At 38.5% G+C, this 25,039-nt stretch carries 22 protein-coding genes and 1 riboswitch; of the genes, 8 read left to right on the top strand and 14 right to left on the bottom strand.

The window, feature by feature from the left end; translation table 11 throughout:
* Nucleotides 1-75: 75 nt before the first annotated feature.
* The 11 genes from ACUXZ4_RS08675 to ACUXZ4_RS08625 form a co-directional block, all read right to left on the bottom strand.
* The gene (locus ACUXZ4_RS08675; protein WP_464972806.1) at nt 76-1,068 is read right to left on the bottom strand and encodes a hypothetical protein; all 993 of its coding nucleotides are present in this window, start codon (nt 1,066-1,068) and stop codon (nt 76-78) included.
* Nucleotides 1,069-1,103: 35 nt separating this feature from the next.
* A complete protein-coding gene (locus ACUXZ4_RS08670) occupies nt 1,104-2,603 on the bottom strand; it encodes a surface lipoprotein assembly modifier (RefSeq protein WP_464972805.1) in 1,500 nt (499 codons plus the stop codon).
* Between the two features lie 254 nt (nt 2,604-2,857).
* On the bottom strand, nt 2,858-4,792 hold the full coding sequence (thiC, locus tag ACUXZ4_RS08665; protein WP_464972804.1) for a phosphomethylpyrimidine synthase ThiC: 1,935 nt from the start codon (nt 4,790-4,792) through the stop codon (nt 2,858-2,860).
* 119 nt (nt 4,793-4,911) lie between these two features.
* Nucleotides 4,912-5,007, bottom strand: a riboswitch (TPP riboswitch).
* Between the two features lie 99 nt (nt 5,008-5,106).
* Nucleotides 5,107-7,380, bottom strand: a complete 2,274-nt coding sequence (gene metE, locus ACUXZ4_RS08660; protein ID WP_464972803.1) for a 5-methyltetrahydropteroyltriglutamate--homocysteine S-methyltransferase — start codon at nt 7,378-7,380, stop codon at nt 5,107-5,109.
* Nucleotides 7,381-7,561: 181 nt separating this feature from the next.
* The gene (gene nagA / locus ACUXZ4_RS08655) at nt 7,562-8,704 is read right to left on the bottom strand and encodes an N-acetylglucosamine-6-phosphate deacetylase (RefSeq protein ID WP_464972802.1); all 1,143 of its coding nucleotides are present in this window, start codon (nt 8,702-8,704) and stop codon (nt 7,562-7,564) included.
* Nucleotides 8,705-8,754: 50 nt separating this feature from the next.
* Nucleotides 8,755-9,558 carry a glucosamine-6-phosphate deaminase gene (nagB, locus tag ACUXZ4_RS08650; protein WP_464972801.1) on the bottom strand — a complete coding sequence of 268 codons (804 nt, stop codon included), beginning with the start codon at nt 9,556-9,558 and terminating at the stop codon, nt 8,755-8,757.
* 58 nt (nt 9,559-9,616) lie between these two features.
* Complete coding sequence (nanA, locus tag ACUXZ4_RS08645; protein ID WP_464972800.1) at nt 9,617-10,495, bottom strand: N-acetylneuraminate lyase; 879 nt, start codon at nt 10,493-10,495, stop codon at nt 9,617-9,619.
* Nucleotides 10,496-10,506: 11 nt separating this feature from the next.
* Nucleotides 10,507-11,370: a MurR/RpiR family transcriptional regulator gene (locus tag ACUXZ4_RS08640; protein WP_464972799.1), complete on the bottom strand. Its 864-nt coding sequence runs from the start codon at nt 11,368-11,370 to the stop codon at nt 10,507-10,509.
* Between the two features lie 29 nt (nt 11,371-11,399).
* Nucleotides 11,400-11,870 (bottom strand): N-acetylneuraminate anomerase, encoded by a 471-nt coding sequence (gene nanQ, locus ACUXZ4_RS08635; protein WP_464972798.1) that lies wholly within the window; start codon nt 11,868-11,870, stop codon nt 11,400-11,402.
* Between the two features lie 16 nt (nt 11,871-11,886).
* Complete coding sequence (locus ACUXZ4_RS08630; RefSeq protein WP_464972797.1) at nt 11,887-12,765, bottom strand: N-acetylmannosamine kinase; 879 nt, start codon at nt 12,763-12,765, stop codon at nt 11,887-11,889.
* A gap of 55 nt (nt 12,766-12,820) precedes the next feature.
* Complete coding sequence (locus ACUXZ4_RS08625; protein ID WP_464972796.1) at nt 12,821-13,507, bottom strand: N-acetylmannosamine-6-phosphate 2-epimerase; 687 nt, start codon at nt 13,505-13,507, stop codon at nt 12,821-12,823.
* A 303-nt stretch (nt 13,508-13,810) separates the two neighbouring features.
* Here ACUXZ4_RS08625 and ACUXZ4_RS08620 point away from each other — a divergent pair, with 303 nt between their 5' ends.
* The 4 genes from ACUXZ4_RS08620 (at nt 13,811) to ACUXZ4_RS08605 (ending at nt 19,021) form a co-directional block, all read left to right on the top strand.
* Nucleotides 13,811-14,794 carry a sialic acid TRAP transporter substrate-binding protein SiaP gene (locus ACUXZ4_RS08620; protein WP_464972795.1) on the top strand — a complete coding sequence of 328 codons (984 nt, stop codon included), beginning with the start codon at nt 13,811-13,813 and terminating at the stop codon, nt 14,792-14,794.
* Nucleotides 14,795-14,882: 88 nt separating this feature from the next.
* Nucleotides 14,883-16,730, top strand: coding sequence for a TRAP transporter large permease subunit (locus ACUXZ4_RS08615; protein WP_464972794.1), 1,848 nt, complete (start codon nt 14,883-14,885; stop codon nt 16,728-16,730).
* A 96-nt stretch (nt 16,731-16,826) separates the two neighbouring features.
* A complete protein-coding gene (locus ACUXZ4_RS08610; RefSeq protein WP_464972793.1) occupies nt 16,827-17,990 on the top strand; it encodes an N-acetylneuraminate epimerase in 1,164 nt (387 codons plus the stop codon).
* A gap of 104 nt (nt 17,991-18,094) precedes the next feature.
* A complete protein-coding gene (locus ACUXZ4_RS08605) occupies nt 18,095-19,021 on the top strand; it encodes a LysR family transcriptional regulator (protein WP_464972792.1) in 927 nt (308 codons plus the stop codon).
* Between the two features lie 52 nt (nt 19,022-19,073).
* Here ACUXZ4_RS08605 and ACUXZ4_RS08600 read toward each other — a convergent pair whose 3' ends face one another.
* From ACUXZ4_RS08600 to ACUXZ4_RS08590, 3 genes are read right to left on the bottom strand one after another with little or no spacing between them, the layout of a single operon-like run.
* On the bottom strand, nt 19,074-19,457 hold the full coding sequence (locus ACUXZ4_RS08600) for a SufE family protein (protein ID WP_464972791.1): 384 nt from the start codon (nt 19,455-19,457) through the stop codon (nt 19,074-19,076).
* A gap of 2 nt (nt 19,458-19,459) precedes the next feature.
* Complete coding sequence (locus tag ACUXZ4_RS08595; protein WP_464972790.1) at nt 19,460-20,659, bottom strand: aminotransferase class V-fold PLP-dependent enzyme; 1,200 nt, start codon at nt 20,657-20,659, stop codon at nt 19,460-19,462.
* Nucleotides 20,659-21,156 carry a thermonuclease family protein gene (locus ACUXZ4_RS08590; protein ID WP_464972789.1) on the bottom strand — a complete coding sequence of 166 codons (498 nt, stop codon included), beginning with the start codon at nt 21,154-21,156 and terminating at the stop codon, nt 20,659-20,661. Before ACUXZ4_RS08590 ends, ACUXZ4_RS08595 begins: the two co-directional genes overlap by 1 nt.
* Nucleotides 21,157-21,261: 105 nt before the next feature.
* Here ACUXZ4_RS08590 and ACUXZ4_RS08585 point away from each other — a divergent pair, with 105 nt between their 5' ends.
* The 4 genes from ACUXZ4_RS08585 to ACUXZ4_RS08570 are packed head-to-tail and all read left to right on the top strand — an operon-like array spanning nt 21,262 to nt 24,907.
* Nucleotides 21,262-21,675, top strand: coding sequence for a CidA/LrgA family protein (locus ACUXZ4_RS08585; RefSeq protein WP_464972788.1), 414 nt, complete (start codon nt 21,262-21,264; stop codon nt 21,673-21,675).
* On the top strand, nt 21,672-22,355 hold the full coding sequence (locus tag ACUXZ4_RS08580) for a CidB/LrgB family autolysis modulator (protein ID WP_464972787.1): 684 nt from the start codon (nt 21,672-21,674) through the stop codon (nt 22,353-22,355). The genes ACUXZ4_RS08585 and ACUXZ4_RS08580 overlap by 4 nt, the downstream gene beginning before the upstream one ends.
* Nucleotides 22,356-23,729, top strand: a complete 1,374-nt coding sequence (locus tag ACUXZ4_RS08575) for an anti-phage deoxyguanosine triphosphatase (RefSeq protein WP_464972786.1) — start codon at nt 22,356-22,358, stop codon at nt 23,727-23,729.
* 41 nt (nt 23,730-23,770) lie between these two features.
* Nucleotides 23,771-24,907: a glycerate kinase gene (locus tag ACUXZ4_RS08570; protein ID WP_464972785.1), complete on the top strand. Its 1,137-nt coding sequence runs from the start codon at nt 23,771-23,773 to the stop codon at nt 24,905-24,907.
* Nucleotides 24,908-25,039 lie beyond the last annotated feature (132 nt).

Genomic DNA, 25,039 nt, shown 5'->3' with positions numbered 1-25,039 from the left:
TAGTATTTTGTGAAATTACAAAAAATAACACCGTACTTTTATATGAGAAAGTGCGGTGTGTTTTTCAATTATTTTCTATTGTTTGGTTGCGCCGATAACTCCCCAATATTTCTCATGTTTTACTTCACCTACAATGTGTTTATTTTCCACTTTATCTTTGCCGTTTACAAAGTGGAGTTCTGCAACTGCACGGTCAGGTGAATCCTTTGATACGACTAATGGTTCAGATAAATTATCTAATTGTGTTGTTTCAGGTTTGAAAACAACACTTCTTGGATCGCCCGGGTTGCTTTTTAAAGAAAACAATTCAGTTCCAGTGTATTTACCAATAACTTTACCAGTTGCTTCCCCCGCTTTATAAGAAAGTTCTAAGTTAGCTGGTGTAACAATTTCAGTATTTACAGTTGTAGTATATAAAAATTGTCCTTTATAGTTTGCAGTTAGGTGGCTTAAGTCGCCAGTGTTTTCAGATCCTTCTTCAATAGAATATACATAATTATTACGTACTTTCATGAAATCTACCGTATCACGATAGTAACCATAATAAACGTTATCATCTAGTAGGTAAAAATCATAATGAGGGCCAGCTTCATTATCTGTATTTTTTCCAGGTTTTAATTGAATTACGCCTTCTTTTACTTCTTTGATATGTTTATCTGTGCTATAGGTATATTTTTCATTTGGGACAATATATTTTACTGGCACGGCATCTTTACTATGTGCAAAGTTGCCATTCCATTTTTTTTCTGGCTCAGGTTGTTTTTGAGGCTCAGGTTGTTTTTGAGGCTCAGGTTGTTTTTGAGGCTCAGGTTGTTTTTGAGGCTCAGGTTGTTTTTGAGGCTCAGGCTGTTTTTGAGTTTCAGATTGTTTAGTTGTTGTATTCGTAGCTGATTCTTTTGATTTGTCTTTGTGTGTGCTATTTCCATTCTTATTTGATTGTGCATTTGTTTGAGAATGGTTTGGATTAACTGCTGATGGTGCTGTATGACTAGCACCTCCGCCACCTCCACTACAAGCGACAATTAATCCTGATAACATTGTTAGTGTGAAAGTTTTTGTTAGTTTCATAAAAATCCTTAAATAAAATAGAAATAAAAAAATAATTAAAAAGTTTTACTGAACGTCATATAAATCCGTTGACGATCATATTCAGCAAACGGATTATTGCTTTTTGTTTTTTGGAAAAAAGCAGAAATTCTAGGTGTTATACCAAAAAAATGCAAGTCTCTTTTCCAGAGGTCCAATCTGATAGCGTATTCTTTGTTCTGTTGTCTTACTTTAAAAAAGCTAGGTGCAAAAATATCTTCGCTTGATGCTGAAGCAGCTTTATATTGGCGTTGTGCATAACTAAGTTGTAGTGAAGTAGAAATGCCTTTTAGCCATTCCTGTGCCCAGCCTACAGATACTGCGTAACGTTGAAAGGCGTTAGCTTTCAATGTCGCGTTTTTACGATAATAATCTAAACCTAAAGACCATACTTGCTTACTATTTGGAATATATTGAATTTGATGAGATAGGGAATAGTAATTACCATTCGCATGATGTTGTTCTGGCTGATGATGGCGTTGTTCTGCATATCTCATTTCAGTTGATAATTTCCAGTTTGAATTTAACCAAGTTTTATAACTTAAGGCTAAACCAACTTGTTTTTCATAGGGCTTTAATTTTGTAGTGGTTGATTTTTCACCACCTGCATACCAAAGTCTTTCTATATAAGGGGCAATTTTGATTTCATGGTTAAGATTGCGATAACCGAATCCCCATTGTCCTTGTAATGAGAGTTCATTATATTTACGATTATCCCAATAATATTTACCATTAATATCCACATCAATATCGGTAAAGAAACCTTTTGCTAAAGACCAATTTTTATGCATATTAGCAAAATATCCTACACCTGTTGCTCGTTCTGGTTCACTTGATGGTGTAAAACCTTCTACTTTTAATCCAGATTTAGGTGCATTATTCACATTGGATTCTTGTAAATAATTCGCACTAAAATAAAATTGCACCTGATCTTGTTTATTTAATTCTGTTAAATAAGTATCAATTAAATGGATTAATGGTGTAGGCAGAGGCTCTGAGCGTAATTTGGTAAATTCCCATTGTGCCGCTTCATTTTGTTTATTTTTAAAAAGTGCAATTGCTAATTGTAAACGAATTGCTTGTTGATCGGGATCTTTAGCCAATAAGGCTCGATATAAATCAATAGAATGACTAAGATTCCCTTTATGATAGGCGATTAATGCTCCAGCCCATTGTAATAATTCTTGATCAGGTTGCGGAGTTCGTTGATAAATTTCTGTTAATAGCTCTACTTGTACGATATCGTTATTTTTTAATGCATTAACAAGAAGCTGTAATGTTAACTCGGGTTGTTGCTCCAGTTGGGCTTTTGTTAATACCTGTGCTTCTTGTTTATTTATGCTTGAGGTTGGTTCTATATCTTGGATAGAACGTGTAGGTCTAGTCGCCGTTGTTTGCATAAATTTTTCATCAGGGCGATGATTATCTACATTAATAATTCGATCATTATTTGCCCAAGTGAGTTGGCAAATAGTTGTCAAAAAAGTGAGGGCTGTAATTTTATATTTCATCTTCATTCTCTGTTACTTTATTTAAAAGCGGGCGAGTGTATCAGTAACATGCCCATATGTAAATTAAATAGGTGTTATTTTATTCAATTTATAAGATAAAAAATACCACGATTTCACAGAAAATTGCTTCGATTTTATACCTATAACGAAGAAAATTATAATTATCGTGGTATTAGTATTACATTGAGAAATATTATGATTATTACCCACCATATTTATATGATATGGTGGGTAACTTTTTCTTACTCTGACGGGGTTAACTACAGTAAATCCTGCGTTTGATGATAAATCTCACCGCCTTTTTCGCGGAATTTTTCTGCCATTTCACGCAATCCTTCTGCTTGAGTTTGGACATCGTCTGTCACGTTCACCACTTCAATGCTTTCCAAGCTTTTCGCATAATCACGCACTTCTTGGGTGATTTTCATGGAGCAGAATTTTGGCCCACACATCGAGCAGAAATGGGCGACTTTGCCTGATTCCTGTGGCAAGGTTTCATCGTGGTAGGCACGAGCGGTTTCAGGATCGAGAGAAAGGTTAAACTGATCTTCCCAACGGAATTCAAAACGGGCTTTTGACATGGCATTATCACGAATTTGTGCCGCTGGGTGTCCTTTGGCTAAATCTGCAGCGTGGGCAGCGATTTTGTAGGTAATTAGCCCTTGTTTAACATCTTCTTTGTCAGGCAAGCCTAAATGCTCTTTCGGCGTTACATAACACAGCATGGCACAGCCAAACCAGCCGATCATCGCTGCCCCAATGCCTGAAGTGAAATGATCATAGCCCGGGGCAATATCGGTAGTCAGTGGTCCTAAGGTATAGAAAGGCGCTTCGTGGCAATGTTCAAGTTCTTCGGTCATATTGCGTTGGATCATATGCATCGGAATATGCCCTGGCCCTTCGATCATCACTTGCACATCATATTCCCACGCAATTTTGGTGAGTTCGCCTAAGGTGTAAAGCTCAGAAAATTGCGCTTCATCATTAGCATCTTGAATAGAACCTGGGCGTAAGCCATCGCCTAAAGACAGTGACACATCATAGCTGGCACAAATTTCACAGATTTCACGGAAATGTTCATACAAGAAATTTTCCTGATGATGCGACAAGCACCATTTCGCCATAATGGAACCGCCACGAGAAACAATGCCCGTTAAGCGTTTGGCAGTCATCGGCACATAACGCAACAAGGTGCCAGCGTGAATGGTGAAATAATCCACCCCTTGCTCCGCTTGTTCAATAATGGTGTCTTTGAAAATTTCCCAAGTGAGATTTTCCGCCACGCCATTGACCTTTTCTAAGGCTTGATAAAGCGGCACCGTGCCAATTGGCACAGGGCTGTTGCGAATAATCCATTCCCGTGTTTCGTGGATATTCCGTCCTGTGGACAAGTCCATCACTGTATCCGCACCCCAACGGGTTGCCCACACCAGTTTTTCCACTTCTTCTTCAATAGATGAGGTCACTGCAGAGTTACCAATATTGGCATTGACTTTCACTAAGAAATTACGCCCAATGATCATCGGTTCTAATTCAGGGTGATTGATATTACAAGGAATAATCGCACGCCCTGCCGCCACTTCTTGTCGCACAAATTCAGGGGTGATTTTATCAGGAATATTTGCACCAAACGCCTGCCCCAAATGTTGTTGCAAAAGCACCGCACTTTTCACTCGCTCACGCCCCATATTTTCACGCAGAGCGATAAATTCCATTTCAGGGGTGATAATGCCTTGTTTGGCATAATGCATTTGCGTCACACATTTGCCCGATTTGGCACGTCGCACTTGATGTTTCAGTTGAAAACGCAGTTCGTCCAAAGTGCGGTCATTTTGGCGTAAATTCGCATAATCGGAACTCAACGCCGACAATTGCTCCGTGTCATCACGTTCAATGATCCAATTTTCACGACAAGCAGGAATGCCTTTGGTGACATCAATCTCTTTTTGCTCATCACCATAGACGCCAGCGGTATCATAAATAGGAATGGATTCGTTCGGCTCATATTGCGGATTATTTTTATCGCCGCCCACCAAAGTTGGACTTAAATGAATTTCTCGCATCGGCACTTGAATATCTGCCCGAGAACCTTGCAAATAAAAGCGAGAAGAATTGGGGTGTTGATGCCCTTTTAAATTATGAATAAAGGCTTGTGCCGCTTCACGTTTTTCACGGCGAGTAGTAACTTTTGACATAAGCAAATACCTTTTTTAATGGAAGAAAGTAAATTGCTTGTTGAAGTGAGGGGTAAATCATCGTATAACGTCTGTTTTGCAAAAATGCAGGCGACATACACAAAAGTGCGGTTTAATTTTGATGAGTTTTACTTGTTTCCCTACGCGGGTGTTAGCCCAACAGGTTCGACGGATCCCAATATGGTCTCAGCTCGAAAGCACTCCGACAAGATTGAAAAAGTATAAATTAAAATAGCTTAAAAAGCGATCAAAAAATCCTCGTGATAATAACACGAGGATTTTGATGATGTGCTTGACTAGCGAGTTAGCTTAAATTACGCCAATTCTGCACGTAATTTTTTGGTCACTGCCACCATTACTTCTAATTGAGCAATGGTTTCTGTCCAGCCACGGGTTTTTAAACCACAGTCTGGGTTGACCCATAAACGCTCTTTTGGCACCACTTTCAACGCTTTGCGGAGTAAGTGTTCAATTTCTTCCGCTTTTGGCACGCGTGGACTGTGAATGTCGTACACGCCTGGGCCGATGTCGTTCGGGTATTTGAAATCGCCGAATGCGGTTAATAATTCCATATCTGAACGTGACGTTTCAATCGTGATTACGTCGGCATCTAAACCGGCAATGGCTGGTAAGATGTCGTTAAATTCAGAGTAACACATATGGGTGTGGATTTGCGTGTCATCTTGTACTCCCATATAGCTTAAGCGGAACGCTTCGCCTGCCCATTGTAAGTACGCATCCCAGTCGGCGCGTTTGAGCGGTAAACCTTCACGGATTGCTGGCTCGTCGATTTGGATCACTTTGATGCCTGCTTTTTCTAAGTCTAATACTTCGTCAGATAACGCCACACCGATTTGTTTACATACGGTTGAACGTGGAATATCGTTACGCACGAATGACCATTGTAAAATGGTGACAGGACCCGTTAGCATCCCTTTCATCACTTTTTTGGTTAAGCTTTGTGCATATTGTGACCAACGCACAGTCATTGGCTCTGGACGAACCACATCACCGTAAATTACTGGTGGTTTTACGCAGCGTGAACCGTAGCTTTGTACCCAACCGAATTTGGTAAACGCAAAACCGTCTAATAATTCACCGAAGTATTCCACCATATCGTTACGCTCTGCTTCACCGTGAACAAGCACATCAAGGTCAAGTTCTTCTTGGCGACGCACCACATATTCGATCTCTTTCTTCATTGCTGCTTCATAATCAGCAAGGCTTAAATCGCCTTTTTTGAAGCTCGCACGAGCGTGGCGGATTTCCGTGGTTTGTGGGAATGAACCGATGTTGGTAGTCGGTAGAAGCGGTAAGTTCAACCACGCATTTTGCTTCTCGATACGCTCTGCAAATGGTGACTTGCGTTGGTCAGCATTCGCTGGCAAGTTTGCTAAACGCTCTGCCACTTCAGGGCGGTGAATTTCTTTAGAATTTGCACGCGCGTCCGCAGCCGCTTGGCTTGCATCTAATTCTGCTTTAATGGCATCACGACCTTTTTCAAGCGCAGTTTTTAATACGTTTAACTCTTGTACTTTTTGTAATGTGAAGGCTAACCAGCTGTAAAGTGCAGGGTTTTTCTCTTGTAATTGAGTTTCAACGCTTAAATCAAATGGCGTGTGAAGTAATGAACAGCTTGGTGCAATCCATAAGCGTTCGCCTAATTTTGCCTTTAACGGCTCAACCACATCTAATACTTTGTTTAGGTTCGCACGCCAAATGTTACGACCTTCGATCACACCCGCTGAAAGTACTTTGCTGTAATCTTCAAAGGCAGCAAGTTGCTCTGGGGAACGGATTAAATCTAAGTGTAAACCGTCTACGGGTAAGTCTTTTAACAGCGCAGCGTGTTCTGCCACTGAACCAAAGTAAGTCGCTAATAATAATTTTGCTTTCACTTGGTCTGCAAAGGTTGCGTAAACTGCTTTGTAGGCTTCTACCCATTCTTTTGGTAAGTCTAAGGCAAGGGCTGGCTCGTCGATTTGGATCCATTCAGCACCTTCAGCCACTAAGGCATTTAAGATTTCTACATAAACTGGCACTAATTTGTTTAATAAGTCAAAACGGTTGAAGGCTTCGCCTTTTTCTTTCCCTAACCAAAGGAATGTTAATGGACCGACGATGACTGGTTTGAATTTGTGGCCTGCCGCTTTTGCTTCACGAATTTGTTGTACATAGTGAGCTGGGTTGGCTTTGAATTCGGTTGTTTTTTGGAATTCTGGTACAAGGTAGTGATAGTTAGTGTCGAACCATTTGGTCATTTCGATCGCAAATTGCTCTTTGTTACCACGAGCTAATTGGAAGTATTGATCAAGGGTTAAATTTTGGCTATCGAACCCAAAACGAGCTGGGATCGCACCTGTTGCCACTTGTAAATCTAAAATGTGATCGTAGAACGTGAAATCGCCCACTGCCACGAAATCAGCATTTGCATCCGCTTGGTGTTTCCAGTTTTTCTCACGCAACGCTTTGGCTAAATCTAATAAATCTTGCTCACTTAATTCTTTACGCCAGTAACGTTCTTGGGCAAATTTTAATTCACGCTTTGCACCGACACGTGGAAAACCTAAAACGTGGAATGTTGTCATAGTAATATCTCCTATCTTTTGATTAATGATTTAGACGTCTAAACATCTGTTTGATAGGATAATGCGCTAAAATTACTATTTAATCAAATTCATATTTTTCATTTTATTTATGAATAATTTTAATGATGTAGTTTAAAAAAGTGCGGTGAAAATTTATGATTTTTTCACCGCGCTTGTGATGTTAGAAAGTGTGCCAATCGCCGTTTACTGCGGTACCAATAACTTTAAATTGGTTAGTAAATGCCGTTAAGTTAGCAATTTTTCCTACTTCAATGGATCCTAAATGATCATCTACTTTGATGGCTTTAGCAGGGTAGTAGTTGCACATTCTTAAGGTTTCATCAAGCGGAATGCCTACGTGCTGAACAACATTGCGAATTGACTCGATCATTGTGATTGCTGAACCACCGAGCGTGCCATTTTCATCGACGCATTTACCATCACGCACATAAACGGTTTTGCCAACGAAAATAAATTTGTCAATGTTTGCGCCAGCTGGTGCAACAGCATCAGTAACTAAGCACAGTTTTTCGCCTTTTGCTAATTTATCAATACGAATATTGCCGAAAGTTACATGCAAACCATCTGCAATAATGCCTGCATAAACTTCTTCAGAATCCAAAACTGCGCCTACAACGCCCATATCGCGTCCAGAGCTAATTGGAGACATTGCATTATGCAAATGAGTTGCAAAGGTCGCACCTTTCGCGATGGCTTCTTTGGCGACGTCATAGCTTGCATTGGAATGGCCAATGGAAACGATAATACCTTTTTCTACAAATTCAGGAATATATTGTGCCGTTGGATTTTCGGCTGCCATAGTGATTTTAGTAATCACATCAGCGTTATCAAGCAAAAAGGTTTTCATTTCTTGGCTGATTTCACGAATATATTCTTCTCGGTGAACGCCTTTTTTTGCCAAACTTAAATAAGGTCCTTCTAAATGCAGCCCCAATGCTTGATTTTTATGGGTTGCTAAATAATCTCGCATTGTTTTGACCGCACTTTTTATATCTTCATCTGGTGACGTAATTAAAGTTGGCAAGTAGCTAGTTGTCCCTGATTTTAAGTTGGTTTTTTGCATAATCTCAAGGGTTTCGATGGTTGGTTCTGTATTGAAGGTAACGCCACCACAACCATTGAGTTGTAAATCAATAAAGCCAGCAGTGAGATTTGCTCCTTGAAGATCGATACGTTGAATCGATTGGTTGAGTTCTTTTTCGGGCAAAATGGCTTGAATTTTATCTTGTTCGACAACCACGCAATGTTCATATAATACTGATTTTGCAGTATAAATTACACAATTAGTGAGTGCGTATGTCATAGTTATTCTCCTGAATAAAAAAGGATGTATGCACATCCTTTTCTTTATTTTTAGATAACAGAATGGATGGCGTTTGCCTCTAATTCTGTGAAATATTTGACTGTTTTTACTTTAAGTTCTTGAGTTGCTGGTTCATCACAAACCATAATGCAGTGACGATGTAGTTGTAATGCACTAATAGTCCATAAATGATTTACAGGACCTTCCACGCCAGCTTGTAATGCAAGCGCTTTTTGATGACCTGTGACAAGCAGTAACACTTCTTCTGAGTCCAATAAAGTACCAACACCAATGGTTAACGCATATTTTGGTACTTGATTAATGTCGTTGTTGAAGAAGCGAGAGTTAGCAATTAACGTATCTGGTGTTAATGTTTTGATACGTGTTCTGGAATTTAATGATGAAGCGGGTTCATTGAACGCAATATGTCCATCATTACCTACGCCGCCCATAAATAAATGAATTTTTCCGTAAGATTTAATTTTCTCTTCATAACGGCGACATTCTTCATCATGGTTATCGGTATTTCCATTTAAAATATTGACGTTTTCATGTGGAATATCAATATGATTAAAGAAATTATTAAACATGAAAGAATGATAGCTTTCAGGGTGCTCTTTTGGTAAATCAACATATTCATCCATGTTAAATGTCACAACATGTTTGAAACTGACTTCGCCTGCTTGATAGAGTTTAATTAATTCTTTGTAGGTTTTTAATGGTGTGCCGCCGGTTGGTAAACCTAACACAAAAGGACGTTCTGCTGTTGGTTTAAATTGATTGATTCGATCTGCAATATAGCGAGCCGACCATTTACTTACTTGTTCATCATTTTGTAATGGAATTAAACGCATAAAATTACCCCCAAACTGACCGCACTTTTTAAAAGTGCGGTCTATTTTTTCCTACTTTTTATAAAAATTTTGCTTTAAGTTCTTTAGCCACTGCCAGTTGTTGTTCTGATGCTTTCGCTGTCATCGGTTCACGACAATAGCCTGCATCAACACCATCTAATTTCAACAATTCTTTAATGGTTAAATATAAGCCATTTGCTAAGATACCTTCGATTAAATCATTGGTAACATGTTGAATTGCAAGTGCTTCTTTTAATTTACCCGCTTGAGTTAATTCAAAAATTTGACGAGCACGAACACCATTGACGTTGAATGTTGAACCAATTGCACCATCTACACCTAATGAAGCCGCAGGTAACATCATTTCATCAAAACCAGCCCAGATTAAGTGGTTTGGATAGGCTTTTTTCAAGCGCTCTAATAAATAGAAATCGCCGGCAGTGAATTTAACACCGATAACTTTCGGATTTTTATATAATTCGCCAAATTGCTCAATACCCATGTTTACGCCTGTTAAGAATGGAATAGAGTAAACAATCATATTGTTGCCAGTGGCTTCGATAATGCTATCGTAATAATGTTTGATTTCTGCAAAGCTGAATTTGTAATAGAATGGGGTAACGGCTGATAAGCTGTCATAGCCTAATTCTGTTGCGTATTTACCTAATTCGATGGCTTCTTTTAAGTTTACGCTACCAACTTGTGCGATAAGTGCGATTTGATCTTTTGCTTCGTCTTTTGCAATGCGGAAAATTTCTTTTTTCTCCTCAGTGGAAAGCATGAAGTTTTCACCTGTTGAACCACCAACATATAAACCATCCACTTTCATCTTGTCGATGTTGTAGCGAACAATTTCACGTAAGCCTTTTTCGTTTACAGAGCCATCAGCATTGAAAGATACTAATAAAGCACTGAAAATACCTTTTAAGTTTTTCATAGAACGTTCTCCTATTTTTGACGTTGTTCTAAAATAACATTGAGTGTTTTTTGTTTTGCTGAAATTGATTTTTCTTCTTCTGCTTGAACTAATAATGCGTAAATTAGATCAAGAATGAATAATTGAGTGATTTTTGTTCCAATGGAATCTCCTTGCAGCAACCCTTGGCGGTTACCATTTTGCAGAACATAATCCGATACCTTTGTCACTGGTGAACGTGCGTTATGGGTAATAGCAACGATTTTTGCACCTGATTTTCTAGCGATAGATAAGGCTTGAGTGATTTCTTGAGAATGACCTGAATGACTAATGCCTATGACTACATCACCTTTTTTCATTAATGCGGCTTGCATATACATAAAATGGTTATTGCTGGTGGCATCAACTTGCAAGCCGATACGCATAAATTTATTTTTGGCATCTTCGGCTGTAATGCCAGAAGAACCAACACCAAATAAGAAAATGCGCCTTGCAACACGTAATTCATTCACCACATTTTCTAATACCGTAAAGTCCAATAATTTAATAGTTTCCTCAATAACATTATTGAGTACGGCTTGCATTTTATCTGCGATTAAATTGGGGCTATCATCAGGGGTAATCTGGGTATCAAGTAAGTTGCTTGAACGTTGTTCTTGGGTGGCCAATTCAATGGCAAATTCCATTTTGAAGTCACTAAACCCTTTAAACCCTAATGTTCGACAAAAGCGAATGAAGGTTGCCTCGCCAACTTCAAGGCTGGTTGCGACTTCAGATAAAGAGGAATAGGTTAAGAAATCAGGCATTTGCAAAATACGTTCTGCAATCCGTTTTTCTGTTTTAGTGAAACTGGAACGTAAGCCCGCAATTCGTTCTAAAATATTGAGATTTCCCATCGCTTATTCCTCTTATGTTGTAAAGAAAACTACAACAATGAAACTGGCACTTTGACCACTAATTTTTTCAATTTGATGACTTCGCCATTGATATTGCAACAAGGTTTATGTGGCTCAAATGGGTAGTAAACGACAAATTGATGTGGCTGTACAACAATCCAATTCTTATCAGCAATTGGTTTATCCGTTACCTGATAATCATCAGCTTCATTGTAGGCTTCATATAAAGCTAAATCAGGGTAAGCAACACCATATTCCATGCCATCAGCACCAGAAATAATGAGTTGTAAATCAATATATTTATGGTGTAATTCTGTTTTCTTATTTTCCGCAGCATCGCTTGTTGGCGTCATCACATTCATGTAGATTTCATCATTAATATCATGACGACCATTTTCTAATTGTTGTAAATCTAAGGTTTTTAGATAATCGCAAATATCTGCTAATACTTTTGGTAAATCACGACGATAGTCGTTACGATTGAGATCACCAATATACATATGCTTTTTCCTCGTATTATGGTTTGAGTTGTGATAATCCCCAAGCTGCTGCACCGATAAGTCCAGCGTCACCTGCATATTGTGCTTTAGCTATGTCACAATGATAAAAGTGCGGTAGATTTTCTAAATGTTTTTTAACCAATGGCAGATAGCCTTCTGCCAGTCCAACGCTGCCGCCTAAAATAATTTTTTGTGTATCTAAACTGATACGCAAGTCAGCAATTAAATTAGCAATCGCTTTTGCAGAACGTTCAATTAATGCAGTGGCTTTGGCATCACCTTGGCGGAATAACTCAAAGGCTTGTTTTGGTGTGCAAGGTGGATTCCACTGACTTGATACCGCTTCAATTGCTCTGCCGGAAGCAACTGCTTCAACACAACCTCTGCGACCACAGCCGCAAACAACTTCATTGGGATCTGCAAGGGTATGGCCAATATGGCCCGCAATACCATGAGGTCCAGTCAGTAATGCGCCATTTTGAATAATGCCGCCACCGACACCCGTTGAAACGGTAATAAATACCAAATTTTTCACCGCACTTTGATCTTCATGCTGATATTCTGCAATGGCTGCGGCTTGCACGTCATTGAGTAAGAAAACTGGTTTGTCTGTATTGGCTTCAATGCTCGCTTTTAAAGGGAATTCCGCTAATCCGCCTAAATTTTTCGGATTAAGTGCGGTTAAAATACCTTGATTTATAATGCCTGTTGAAGCAACGGCAATATAATCAAATTGCCCTTGATATTGGGAAACCAAATCTGCTAAGCAACGATGCATTGCATTGCCCGCATTTTCTTGTGGTGTTGTGACTTGTTGGCGTTGAGTTAAGGTGTTATTTTCAACCAATGCGGTAGCGATTTTGGTGCCACCAATATCAATTGCTAAACAACGCATAATATATTCCTTAAATAGAATGAATAGTATAGGCAGATATACCGCCTATCATATTTTATTTTTGAGCAGATTTTACTGAATCAGCAAACCAACTTACGATATGTTCTAAGCGAGTTAATGCTGAACCAACAGTGACAGAATCCGCACCAATTTCAATAGCAACTTTGGCTAATTCAGGACTGTTATAACGACCTTCAGCCATGACAAAACAACCGGCAGCTTTTAAATCTTTTACCAATTGATAATCAGGTTCTTCTGGTACTTCACCGCCAGTATAACCAGACATGGTGCTACCAATAATGTCATAACCTAATTGTTGACAATATAAACCTTCTTCTAAATTAGAGCAGTCTGCCATGGCTAGACAACCTAATTCATGAATTTTTTTCACCGCACTTTCACGATCCACTGGGCGAACACGATCTGTGCCATCTACTGCGATGATATTTGCACCTGCCGCTGCTAAATCTTCAATATCTTGTAAGAATGGGGTGATACGAATTGGGCTATCAGGTAAATCGCGTTTTACGATACCAATAATTGGTAGAGATACGGTAGGTCTTGTCGCTTTTAAATTTTCAATACCTTCAATACGAAGACCAGCAGCACCACCAACAACTGAAGCTTGCGCCATGGCGGCAACAATTTCAGGTTTGTCCATTGGACCATCATCGACAGGTTGGCAAGAGGCAATTAATCCATATTGAATTTGGTTGAGTACATGATGAAGAGGTGTTGACATAATTACTCCCAAAAATGTAGTGATTTGATAAAATATGTTTAGATGACTTTTTAAAGTTGGCTCATTATATAGAAATTACAATAAGAATGGTATTAAAAATGGAGTTTTTTTTCATAAAAAAATGTCAGAATTGTGATGAAGGTCACAAATCTGATAAAAATACTCCAAAAATAACAAATTTACCTTAAGAAAATAGTTTTATTGTTTTAGAATGTGTGCGTAGTTTAGTTATACGGGTAATAAATTTATTTGTTATCTAAAGTTTCATTTCTAATCATCTACTATTTAATAGGAGAATTTTCTATGAGTTTTAAAAAATTAGCTCTTGCAGCACTTGTAGCTTGTGCATCATCTTCTGTATTCGCAGCTGACTATGACCTTAAATTTGGTTTGGTAGCAGGCACAAGTTCAAATGAATATAAAGCAGTGGAATTCTTTGCAAAAGAAGTTAAAGATAAATCTGCTGGCAAAATTGAAGTTGCAATTTTCCCTGCTGCACAATTAGGTGATGACCGTGCAATGTTAAAACAATTGAAAGATGGTGCGTTAGATTTCACATTAGGTGAAAGTGCTCGTTTCCAAATTTTCTATCCTGAAGCAGAAATTTTTGCTTTACCTTATATGGTGCCTAACTTCGAGTTCTCTAAAAAAGCATTATTAGAAACTGAATTTGGTAAAGATTTATTAGCTAAAATAGATAAAGAGCTTGGCGTAAAAATGTTAGGTGTTGCTTACAATGGTACACGTCAAACAACGTCTAACCGTCCAATTAATAGCATTGAGGATATGAAAGGCTTAAAACTTCGTGTTCCAAATGCAGCAACTAACTTAGCATTTGCTAAATATATTGGTGCAGCTCCAACTCCAATGGCGTTCTCTGAAGTTTATCTTGCATTACAAACTAACTCTGTAGATGGTCAAGAAAACCCATTACCAACTATCCAAGCGCAAAAATTCTACGAAGTACAGAAAAACTTAGCTTTAACCAACCACATCCTTAATGACCAACTTTACTTAGTTAGTAATGAAACGTTAAATGAGTTACCAGAAGACTTACAAAAAGTGGTTAAAGATGCGGCGATGGCAACAGCGGAATACCACACAAAATTATTTAAAGAAGGTGAAGAAAATTTAATTACCTTCTTTAAAGAAAAAGGTATGAACGTTACTCAACCTGATTTGAAACCATTCAAAGAAGCGTTAAAACCATATTATGATGATTATTTACAGCGTACTGGCGAAGCTGGTAAGAAAGCAATGGAATCATTGTCTAAATTAGCTCAATAATCATTTAATCTAATTTCTAGGGCATTGAAAGATGCCCTAGAATATATCTAATCACCTTAATGAAGAAGCCTGATATTTTGGAGGCGCTATGAAGTTCTTCAATAAGTTAGAAGAATGGATTGGTGGTTCTTTACTACTGATCATTTTTTTAATTTTACTTGCTCAAATTATTGCTCGTCAGGTGTTTCAATCACCGATCATCTGGAGTGAGGAATTAGCTCGTTTATTATTTGTGTATGCGGGATTACTGGGGATCAGTATGGCGGTGCGCAGTCAACAGCACGTTTATATTGATTTTATTACCAATAGAATGTCCCCACCGATAAAAAGAGCAGTAAATTCATTTATACAGATTTTAATTTTTGTTTCTATTATTCTTTTTCTCCATTTAGGATTAAAAACTTGGCTAGACGCTAATTTCAAAATTGTGTCATTAGATATCTCGGAAAAATGGCTTTACGCAGGGTTACCTTTCATTTCCATTTTGATGTTCTATCGCTTTTTAGAAGTACAAGTGGAATGCTACAAAAATAAAACCAGTTATCTCCCTGCGTTATTCTTTGTTATAAGTGCGGTGATTATTCTTGCCATTTTATTTTTACAACCTGATTGGTTTAAAGTCTTACGCATTTCTAATTATGTGAAGTTTGGTAGTTCAGCAGTATATGTATCCCTCGGTGTGTGGCTCATTATCATGTTCCTTGGTACGCCAGTAGGTTGGTCATTGTTTATTACAACCATTGTGTATTTCTCAATGACGCGCTGGAATATCGTAAACTCTGCAGCAAGTAAATTAGTGGATAGTTTAAATAGCTTCCCATTGTTAAGTGTACCATTCTTTATTTTAACTGGTATCTTGATGAATACTGGGGGGATTACGACGAAGATCTTTGATTTCGCTAAAAATTTATTAGGTCACTATACCGGTGGTATGGGACATGTAAATATCGGTGCAAGTTTGATTTTCTCTGGTATGTCAGGTTCTGCACTTGCTGATGCGGGTGGTTTAGGTCAGTTAGAGATCAAAGCAATGCGTGATGCCGGCTATGACGATGATATTTGTGGTGGGATTACAGCAGCTTCTTGCATTATTGGCCCTTTAGTGCCACCAAGTATCGCAATGATTATCTACGGTGTTATTGCTAACGAAAGTATTGCAAAACTTTTCGTTGCTGGTTTTGTGCCGGGTGTAATTGTTACCGCAGCATTAATGGCGATGAACTACTTCGTATCGAAAAAACGTGGCTATCCTAAGACACCAAAAGCTACGCGTGAGCAGTTATGCAAATCATTCAAAGAAAGTATTTGGGCAATCTTAACGCCAGTTTTAATTATCACCGGTATTTTCTCAGGTTTATTTACACCAACTGAAGCTGCGGTATTTGCGGCAACCTATTCTGTTATTGTAGGTAAATTCGTCTATAAAGAATTAACATTAGCGGCATTATTCAGAAGTTGTGTTGAAGCCATTTCTATTACGGGTGTAACAGCATTAATGGTGATGACCGTTACATTCTTTGGCGATATGATTGCGCGTGAACAGGTAGCAATCCGCATTGCTGATGCGTTCATGGCATTCGCTGATAGTCAAATCATGGTGTTAGTAATGATCAATTTACTTCTCTTATTCTTAGGGATGTTTATTGATGCGCTGGCATTGCAATTCTTAGTTTTACCAATGTTAATTCCAATTGCGGTGCATTTTGGTATTGACCTTGTGTTCTTTGGTGTGATGACCACATTAAATATGATGATTGGTATTTTAACTCCACCAATGGGAATGGCGTTATTTGTGGTGGCTCGTGTAGGTAATATGTCTGTATCCACCGTAACCAAAGGAATATTACCGTTCTTAGTACCAATTTTCTTAACCTTGGTATTAATTACAATCTTCCCACAAATTATTACATTTATACCGAACTTATTAATGCCTTAAAGTGCGGTGAAAAAAAGCAACGTTTTTATAACAGGGAATTTATTTATGAATAAGTAAATTCCCACTCATACAATCTCTTAATGAAGGAGCTATCTTATGAAATTTACAAAATCTTTATTAGCTGTATCAGTATTTGGTTTAATGGCGTTTAATGCAAATGCGGCACAATACCCAGATCTTCCAGTTGGAATCAAAAGCGGTACTGGCGCATTAATGGGCGATACAGTTTATGTTGGTTTAGGTTCTGGTGGCGATAAATTCTTCGCATTGAACTTAAAAGAAAAAGATGGTCAATGGAAAGAGTTACCTGCATTCCCAGGTGGTGCACGTAATCAACCTGTTTCTGCAGTAGTTGATGGTAAATTGTATGTGTTTGGTGGTATGCAAAATACAGATGTAGCTGCAAACCAAATCATTAATGATGTACATGTTTACAACCCAGCAGATAAAACATGGACAAAATTACAAACTCGCTCACCTCGTTCAGCCTCAGTTGGTGCAAGTGCGGTGGCTAAAGATGGCAAAATTTATTTCATCGGTGGTGTAAACCATGAAATCTGGAATGGTTTATTCCAAGATGCAAAAGCAGCAGTGGGTACAAAAGAAGGTGATGAGAAAAAAGCTGCGGAAAAACCAATTTTCGATGCTTACTTTAATTTACGTCATCAAGACTTCTTATTTAACGCGGATGTCTTAAGCTATGAGCCAGCAACTAATACATGGCGTAATGAAGGTCATTTCCCATATTCAGGTCGTGCGGGTGCTGCAATTGCAGTGAAAGGCGATAAATTACTGGTTGTGAATGGTGAAATCAAAGCAGGTCTTCGTACTGATACAACAGAAATTGGTACTATTGGCAAAAATGGCATTACATGGAAACAATTAGGTAAATTACCTGCACCAAAAGGTTTTGCGCAACAAGATGGTTTAGCTGGTGGTATGGGTGGCTACACAAATGGTAACTACATCGTAACTGGTGGTGCAAACTTCCCAGGTGCACGTGCAAACTACGCGAAAGGTATCAACGATGCACACCGTACTGGCGGCTTGAAGAAAACATTCCATAATGCAGTTTATGCATTAAATGAAAAAATGGGTACATGGAAAATTGTTGGTGAATACCCAATTAACATTGCCTATGGTGTTGCATTACCATACAACAACAAAGTGTTAATGGTTGGTGGTGAAACAGATGGCGGTAAAGCGCTAACTGAAGTGAAAACCATGAGCTTTGATGGCAAAAAACTTGTTGTTGAATAAGAAACTCGACTAAATTTAACCGCACTTTAATTTTTTATTAAAGTTGCGGTTATTTTTTTGTAAAATACGATTCATTATATTGATTGTTTTAATGAATTATTCTCATGAAACCCACTTTTCTTGAACTTCGTCATTTGAAAACTTTATTAGCACTGAAGGAAACAGGCTCTGTTTCTCTTGCTGCTAAGCGTGTTTATTTGACCCAATCCGCCCTTTCTCACCAGATTAAATTATTGGAAGAACAATATGGATTGCCTTTGTTTGAGCGTAAAACATCACCTTTACGTTTTACTGCAGCAGGCGAGCGCTTGATTAAATTAGCCAATGATATTATGCCGAAGGTAGCAGAAGCGGAGCGAGATCTTTCTCGCGTGAAGCAAGGAGAAGCGGGGGAATTGCGGATTGCAGTAGAATGCCATACTTGCTTTGATTGGCTAATGCCTGCGATGGATAGTTTCCGTACGCATTGGCCTTTAGTAGAATTAGATATTGTATCTGGTTTCCATACGGATCCCGTCGGTTTATTGCTCACACATCGAGCTGATTGGGCAGTGGTTTCTGAAGCGGAGGAGACGGAAGGAATTATCTATCAGCCTTTATTCTCCTATGAAATGGTTGGTTTATGCGCAAAAGATCATCCTCTCGCGCAAAAAGAAATTTGGCTGGCCAAGGATTTTGAGGATCAAACCTTGATTACTTATCCCGTTCCCGATGATATGCTCGATTTATTACGTAAAGTGCTAAAACCTGAAGGCATTAATCCAGCGCGTCGCACCAGTGAATTAACCATCGCTATTATTCAGCTTGTTGCCAGTAAAAGAGGCATTGCGGCATTACCTTTTTGGGCGGCGAAACCTTATTTGGATCGCGGTTATATTGTGGCAAGAAAAATTACGCCAAAGGGTTTATATAGCAATTTATACGCAGCCTATCGAGAATTTGATGTGGAAAGTGCGTTCATTAATGATTTTTATGAAACGGTGAAATCACAAAGTTTTTCAACATTACAAGGTTTATCTGTGCTTGAATGATCTAAGTTCTTGTGATCTTGTATTAGGATTGCAGACCTAATAAAAAACTCGCTTAAGCGAGTTTTTTTATGTGGTTTTCAATTTGTTTAAGCCCATTTAATCGGGTTTCGCTGAGTCGTTGTGCAATGCCTAACTCATTGAAAAATGCGGTAATATCTAATGTGAGTAGGGATTCAATAGGCTGATGGTTATACTCTTGTATCAGCAACCATAATAAACCATTCATAATACGTGCTTCGCTATAAGCTTGTAGCTGCAAAGTGCGGTCAATATTTAGTGACATTTTTAGCCATAATTTTGCTTCACAGCCATCAATATTTGTCCATTTTTGCAATTCCCGCTCAGAAGGTTGGGGCAAGTTTTTTCCTGCTTGAATAAGCAAGCGGTAGCGTTCTTCCCAACTTTTTGCCAGTTTAATTTGTTGTTGAATGCTCATGTTTATTCCGTTAGTAATGAAAGTGCTTTGTCTAAAGCACTAAAAAATGCATCTATATCTTGCTGATTATTATAAGGCGCCAAGCTTAAACGTAAGGTACTGTGGACGCCTAAACGTTGTAAATAGGGCATGGCACAATGCGCACCTGAGCGTAAAGCGATATGTTGTTCTGCGAGCAAGGTGGCTAAATCTGAATTAGCAATGCCTTTAAAGGTAAAACTAATGATACTGCTTGGATGTGGTGCGCAGAATAATTGGCAATTCTCATAATTTTTTAACCGCGCTTTTGCTTGCTCTGCGAGAGAGAGACAATATTGCTCGGTGGAGGATAAATCCCATTGTGTTAACCAATGTAAAACTTGATTAAAACCAATCACTGCAGCAATATTTGGCGTGCCAGCTTCTAATCGATAGGGCAATTCCGAATAGTCGCTTTTTTCGGCGGATACATAGGACACCATTTTTCCGCCATATTGTAAGGGTTGCAGTAATTCTAGGGAAGAGAGTTTGCCACTTAATACGCCTAAACCTGTTGGTCCATAAAGTTTATGCGCTGAAAAGGCAATGAAATCTGCGTCTAATTGTTGCAAATCTAATTTGATATGGCTAATCGCTTGAGCGGCATCCAATAAAATCAAGGCATTGCTTTTAGCGCGTATTAAGCGAATAAGATCTTCTATGGGCTGCTGTGTGCCTGTTACATTTGACATCACATTGATCGCGACAAGCTTTGTCTGTGCATTGAGTTTCTCTAACAAAATATTGGTATCAATAAGCCAGTTATCTTGTAATGGTAAAATATGTAATTTTGCACCGCACTTTTGCGCCACTTGCTGCCAAGTCACAAAATTGGCATGATGATCCGCTTGGCTAATGATTATTTCATCGTTCGGTTCAAAAGCTGGAATCAATCCATTTGCCACCATATTAATTGCTTGCGTCGTGCCCGATGTCCAAATCACTGCGCGTTCTGTTTCTGAGTTGATTAATTGTTGCACTTGCTTTCTGGCTTGCTCATAACAAGCTGTTTGCTCAGCATCATATTGGCTGCGATGAACAGAGCCAGCGGATTGGTAAAATGCTGTTGTGGCTTCAATTAAACATTCTGGTTTAAGTGCCGTTGCTGCACTGTCTAAATAAATGGTGGCATTAGGTTGTTTAAAATAAGGAAATGCAGAACGGAACATATGATTGTTAAACATTAGTGATTGCCTCGCGCTTTTTGTTTGCGAAATACATGAGGAGGAATAGGCTGAGGATCTTGCCAAAGACCAATTCGCTGTTGTTGCGCTTGATGTTGTGCCTGAAGATATTGTGGATCTCGCATATATTTTTCAAATGCCCAAGCCATTCCAAGTTGCACCATGCGTAAATTAATGTTTTCTTTATTGTTTGTGTAAAGCGTGGCTAAAACGCGTTGATAGCGATCATAACCTGAGATGGCAAGCTGTATCTGTTTTTTATGGACTAACGCGGCTAAGGTTTGGCGTGCACGACGACCAAACGCTTGTTTTTTTTCAGGTGCATCAATTTCTTGGAGGCGAACTTTTAGCTGCTTACGATTTTCCAATAAGCAAGTAATGGTATCGCCATCGCTCACACCGACGACATAACAATTCATCCAACGAACTTGAGAAAAAGCTTGGCAAGAACAAAAAAGAAGAAAAAGTGCGGTTAAAAAAGTCGTAATTTTGTGCATATTTTGTATTTATATCAAAACATTGAGTATATTTTACTGAAAAAAAGCGTAAAAATGAAAAAATAAGCGTAAAATAATCAGGAATAATATTTGGATGATAAGGTTATGAAAAAGAAAGTTATTGATTTATTAAGAAGTTTTGCCATTTTATATGTGCTGCTCTATATCGGAGAGGGTATTGCCTATTTAGTTCCGGTGGGGATTCCAGGGAGCATTTTCGGATTATTATTGCTATTTTTCGGCTTAACGACACAAACCATTAAATTGGAATGGATTTATTCTGGCGCAAATTTGCTGTTGAGCTATATGGCATTGCTTTTTGTACCAGCCAGTGTTGGTATTATGAAATATTTTGATTTGTTAATTTCACAGGCGAAAGCCTTTGTGATTCCTAATGTGGTGAGTTCGCTTTTGACGCTGGTTGTGTTTGGTGTGTTGGCGGATTATTTATTTTTACGTCGTTCATTTTCTCGACTTCGCCATAAAGTATTACAACGTCGAATTAAGGAAGGAAAATGATTTATCTTTTTACTTTATTAACGCTGGTTTGCTTTTCTATCGCATTGAAAATTAATAAAAAATTGAAATCAGTGGTATTTAACACATTGGTACTGAGCGTGTTAATGTTAGTGGCTATATTAGTGAGCTTTGATGTGACTTATGATACTTATATGGCAGGTAATGCGCCTTTAAATAATTTACTTAATCTGAGCTTAGTTGCATTAGCGTTACCTTTGTATCAGCAGTTAAAACAAATTATGGCTTTTTGGAAAAGTATTTTATTAATTACCACATTAGCTTCTATTTTTTCTATGGCAACAGGTGCTGGATTAGCAATATGGTTAGGGGCGAATAAGGAAATTGTGGCTTCGGTCATTTCTAAATCAGTGACAACCCCTATTGCGATGGCTGTTAGTGATAATTTGGGCGGTATTCCTGCCATTGCTGCGGTAGGCGTGATTTTAGCAGGATTGCAAGGTGCAATTTTGGGCTATGTGATATTAAAAAAATTAGGTTTAAAAAGTTCAGAGGGAATTGGTTTGGCGATAGGTTCCATGTCACATGCCTTAGGTACTGTTATTGTTATTGAAAAAGATCCAAAAGCGGGTTCTTATAGCTCAATTGCATTAGTACTATGTGGCATTATTAGCTCCATTCTTGCGCCACTTGTGTTTAAATTAATTTATATGGTGGCATAAATGTTAAGAAATAATCTGAAATCGGCTTGGTTAGAACGATTTGTCAGTAATAAACCGAGAGAAAAAGATCATCGTCCGCCATTCAGACGCGATCGTGCTCGCATTTTGCATAGCGCGTCATTCCGTTGCTTACAAGCTAAAACGCAAATTCATGCGGTTGGTGAGAATGATTTTTTTCGTACCCGTTTAACGCATTCTTTGGAAGTGGCGCAAATTGGTAGCAGCCTCACATCTCAGCTGAAATTTGTGGATTCTTATACTAAATTGGCGGAACAATTAAACATTGATAAAGCGGAACTACAAAAAGAGCTGAAACCATTGCTACCTACCAATGATTTGATAGAAAGTCTTTGTTTTGCCCATGATATTGGGCATCCTCCTTTTGGTCATGGTGGCGAAACTGCATTAAATTCCATGATGCGAGATAGCGGTGGTTTTGAAGGCAATGCACAAACGTTCCGCTTGTTGACCAAGTTAGAGCCCTATACGCAAAATGCGGGAATGAATTTAACGCGTCGCACACTTCTCGGTATAGTGAAATATCCTGCCATTTTAGATGAAACTTCACCGCAATATGCGCAATTGGATTTACCCTCATTTCATGAGCAACATACTTTACGAAAAATCGATTGGCGACCGGGCAAAGGGGTTTTTCGCGATGATCTAGCGATGTTTGATTGGTTATTAGAGCCACTCACAGCAGAAGATAAAAGCTTGTTTATGAAATTGCAAAAAGTGCGGTCAAATCCGCAAGAGTTTTTGAAAACGTGCTTTAAATCCTTAGATTGCAGCATTATGGAATTGGCGGATGACATTGCTTATGGCGTGCATGATTTGGAAGATGCCATTGTGGTTGGCATGGTAGATCGCAATTTATGGCAGAATGCATTACAAAAGCTAAAACAATGTTGTTCTGATTGGGTTCGACAACATATTGATGATCTAACCGAAAAATTGTTTTCCGATTATCATTATGAACGCAAAAATGCCATTGGTGCATTAGTTAACTATTTTATTACCAATGTCCGCTGGAAACTGACAGCCGAATTTGATGAGCCTTTGCTACGTTACAATGCTGAATTGCCACAAGAAGTGGAGCAAGTACTGAATATTTTTAAAGAATTTGTGTTTGAATTTGTGATCAGAGATGTGGAAACGCAGCGCATTGAATACCGAGGACAACGCATTTTAACTGAAATGTTCCAAATTTTTGAGAGTGATCCTGAACGTTTATTGCCTCGTAATACAGCAAATCGTTGGCGTAATGCTGATGAAAATGGCAAAAAGCGAATTATCTGTGATTATATGGCGGGTATGTCGGATGCTTATGCATTAAAAGTATATCGACAATTGTCATCTTCGGTTAATTTTTAATAAAAGTGCGGTGTAATTTTTACAAGTTTTAGGAGTCGATAATGAAAATTGTCATAGCGCCAGATTCATATAAAGAAAGCCTTTCTGCTTTACAAGTAGCGGAAACCATTGAAAAGGGTTTTAAACAAATATTTCCAACAGCAACCTATATTAAAGTGCCCGTTGCGGATGGCGGGGAAGGCACTGTTGATACTATGGTCGAAGTGACAAATGGACGTAAAATTGAATTAAATGTGACCGATGCTTTAGGTTGTCAGTTAAAAGGTTTCTTTGGAGTTTCCGAAGATCAAAGCGTGGCATTTATTGAAGTCGCTGCCGCTTGTGGACTTGAACAAGTACCAATGGATAAACGTAATCCGTTGTTTACAACAACTTATGGTGTGGGTGAATTAATTTTAGCTGCATTAGATCTAGGTGTTCGCCATTTCATTATTGGATTAGGTGGTAGCGCCACAAATGATGGCGGGGCAGGCATGTTACAAGCTCTGGGAGCAAAACTGCTTGATAAAGAACATAAAGCTATTGGATATGGCGGGGCAGAATTGATCCGTTTAGCTCATATTGATATATCCAATATGGATCCTCGCCTAAAAGAATGTTGCTTTGAAATTGCCTGTGATGTAACAAATCCATTGGTAGGAGAAAAGGGGGCATCTGCGATTTTTGGTCCTCAAAAAGGTGCGACCCCAGAAATGGTCAAACAGCTAGATAAGGCATTAAATCATTATGGTGATATTATCTGGCAAGATCTCCAAGTTGAAGTAAAACACCTGTCTGGTGCGGGAGCCGCTGGTGGACTTGGCGCAGCTTTTGCTGGATTTTTAGGTGCAGAATTAAAAAGTGGCATTAAAATTATCACGACATTACTTCAGTTAGAACAAAAGATGGAAGGCGCTAATTTAGTGATTACAGGCGAGGGGCGCATTGATCATCAAAGTATTAATGGTAAAGTTCCTGTTGGTGTTGCAGCAGTCGCTAAAAAATTTAATATTCCAGTGATTTGTATTGCAGGTAGTTTAGGTCAAGATATTCATGTGGTTTATGAACATGGAATAGACGCGGTATTCAGTATTTTAAACCGTACTTGTAACCTAGAAGAAGCTTTTGCAGAGGCTGAACAAAACTTAGAAATTACTGCAAGAAATGTTGCGGCTACCTTACATATGACAATGAATTAAAAACAGTTAAAAATTTAACCGCAGTTTGTTGTGGTTTTCATCGTTAAGCTTAAAAAATCATCGCTTAACAAAAAAGTATAAAAAAATACGAAAAAAGACTTGCAAAGATTTGTTAAATCTCTATAATGCACC

The organism is Reella acinonychis (assembly GCF_052828705.1).
This window is presented reverse-complemented; position numbering and strand designations above follow the sequence as displayed.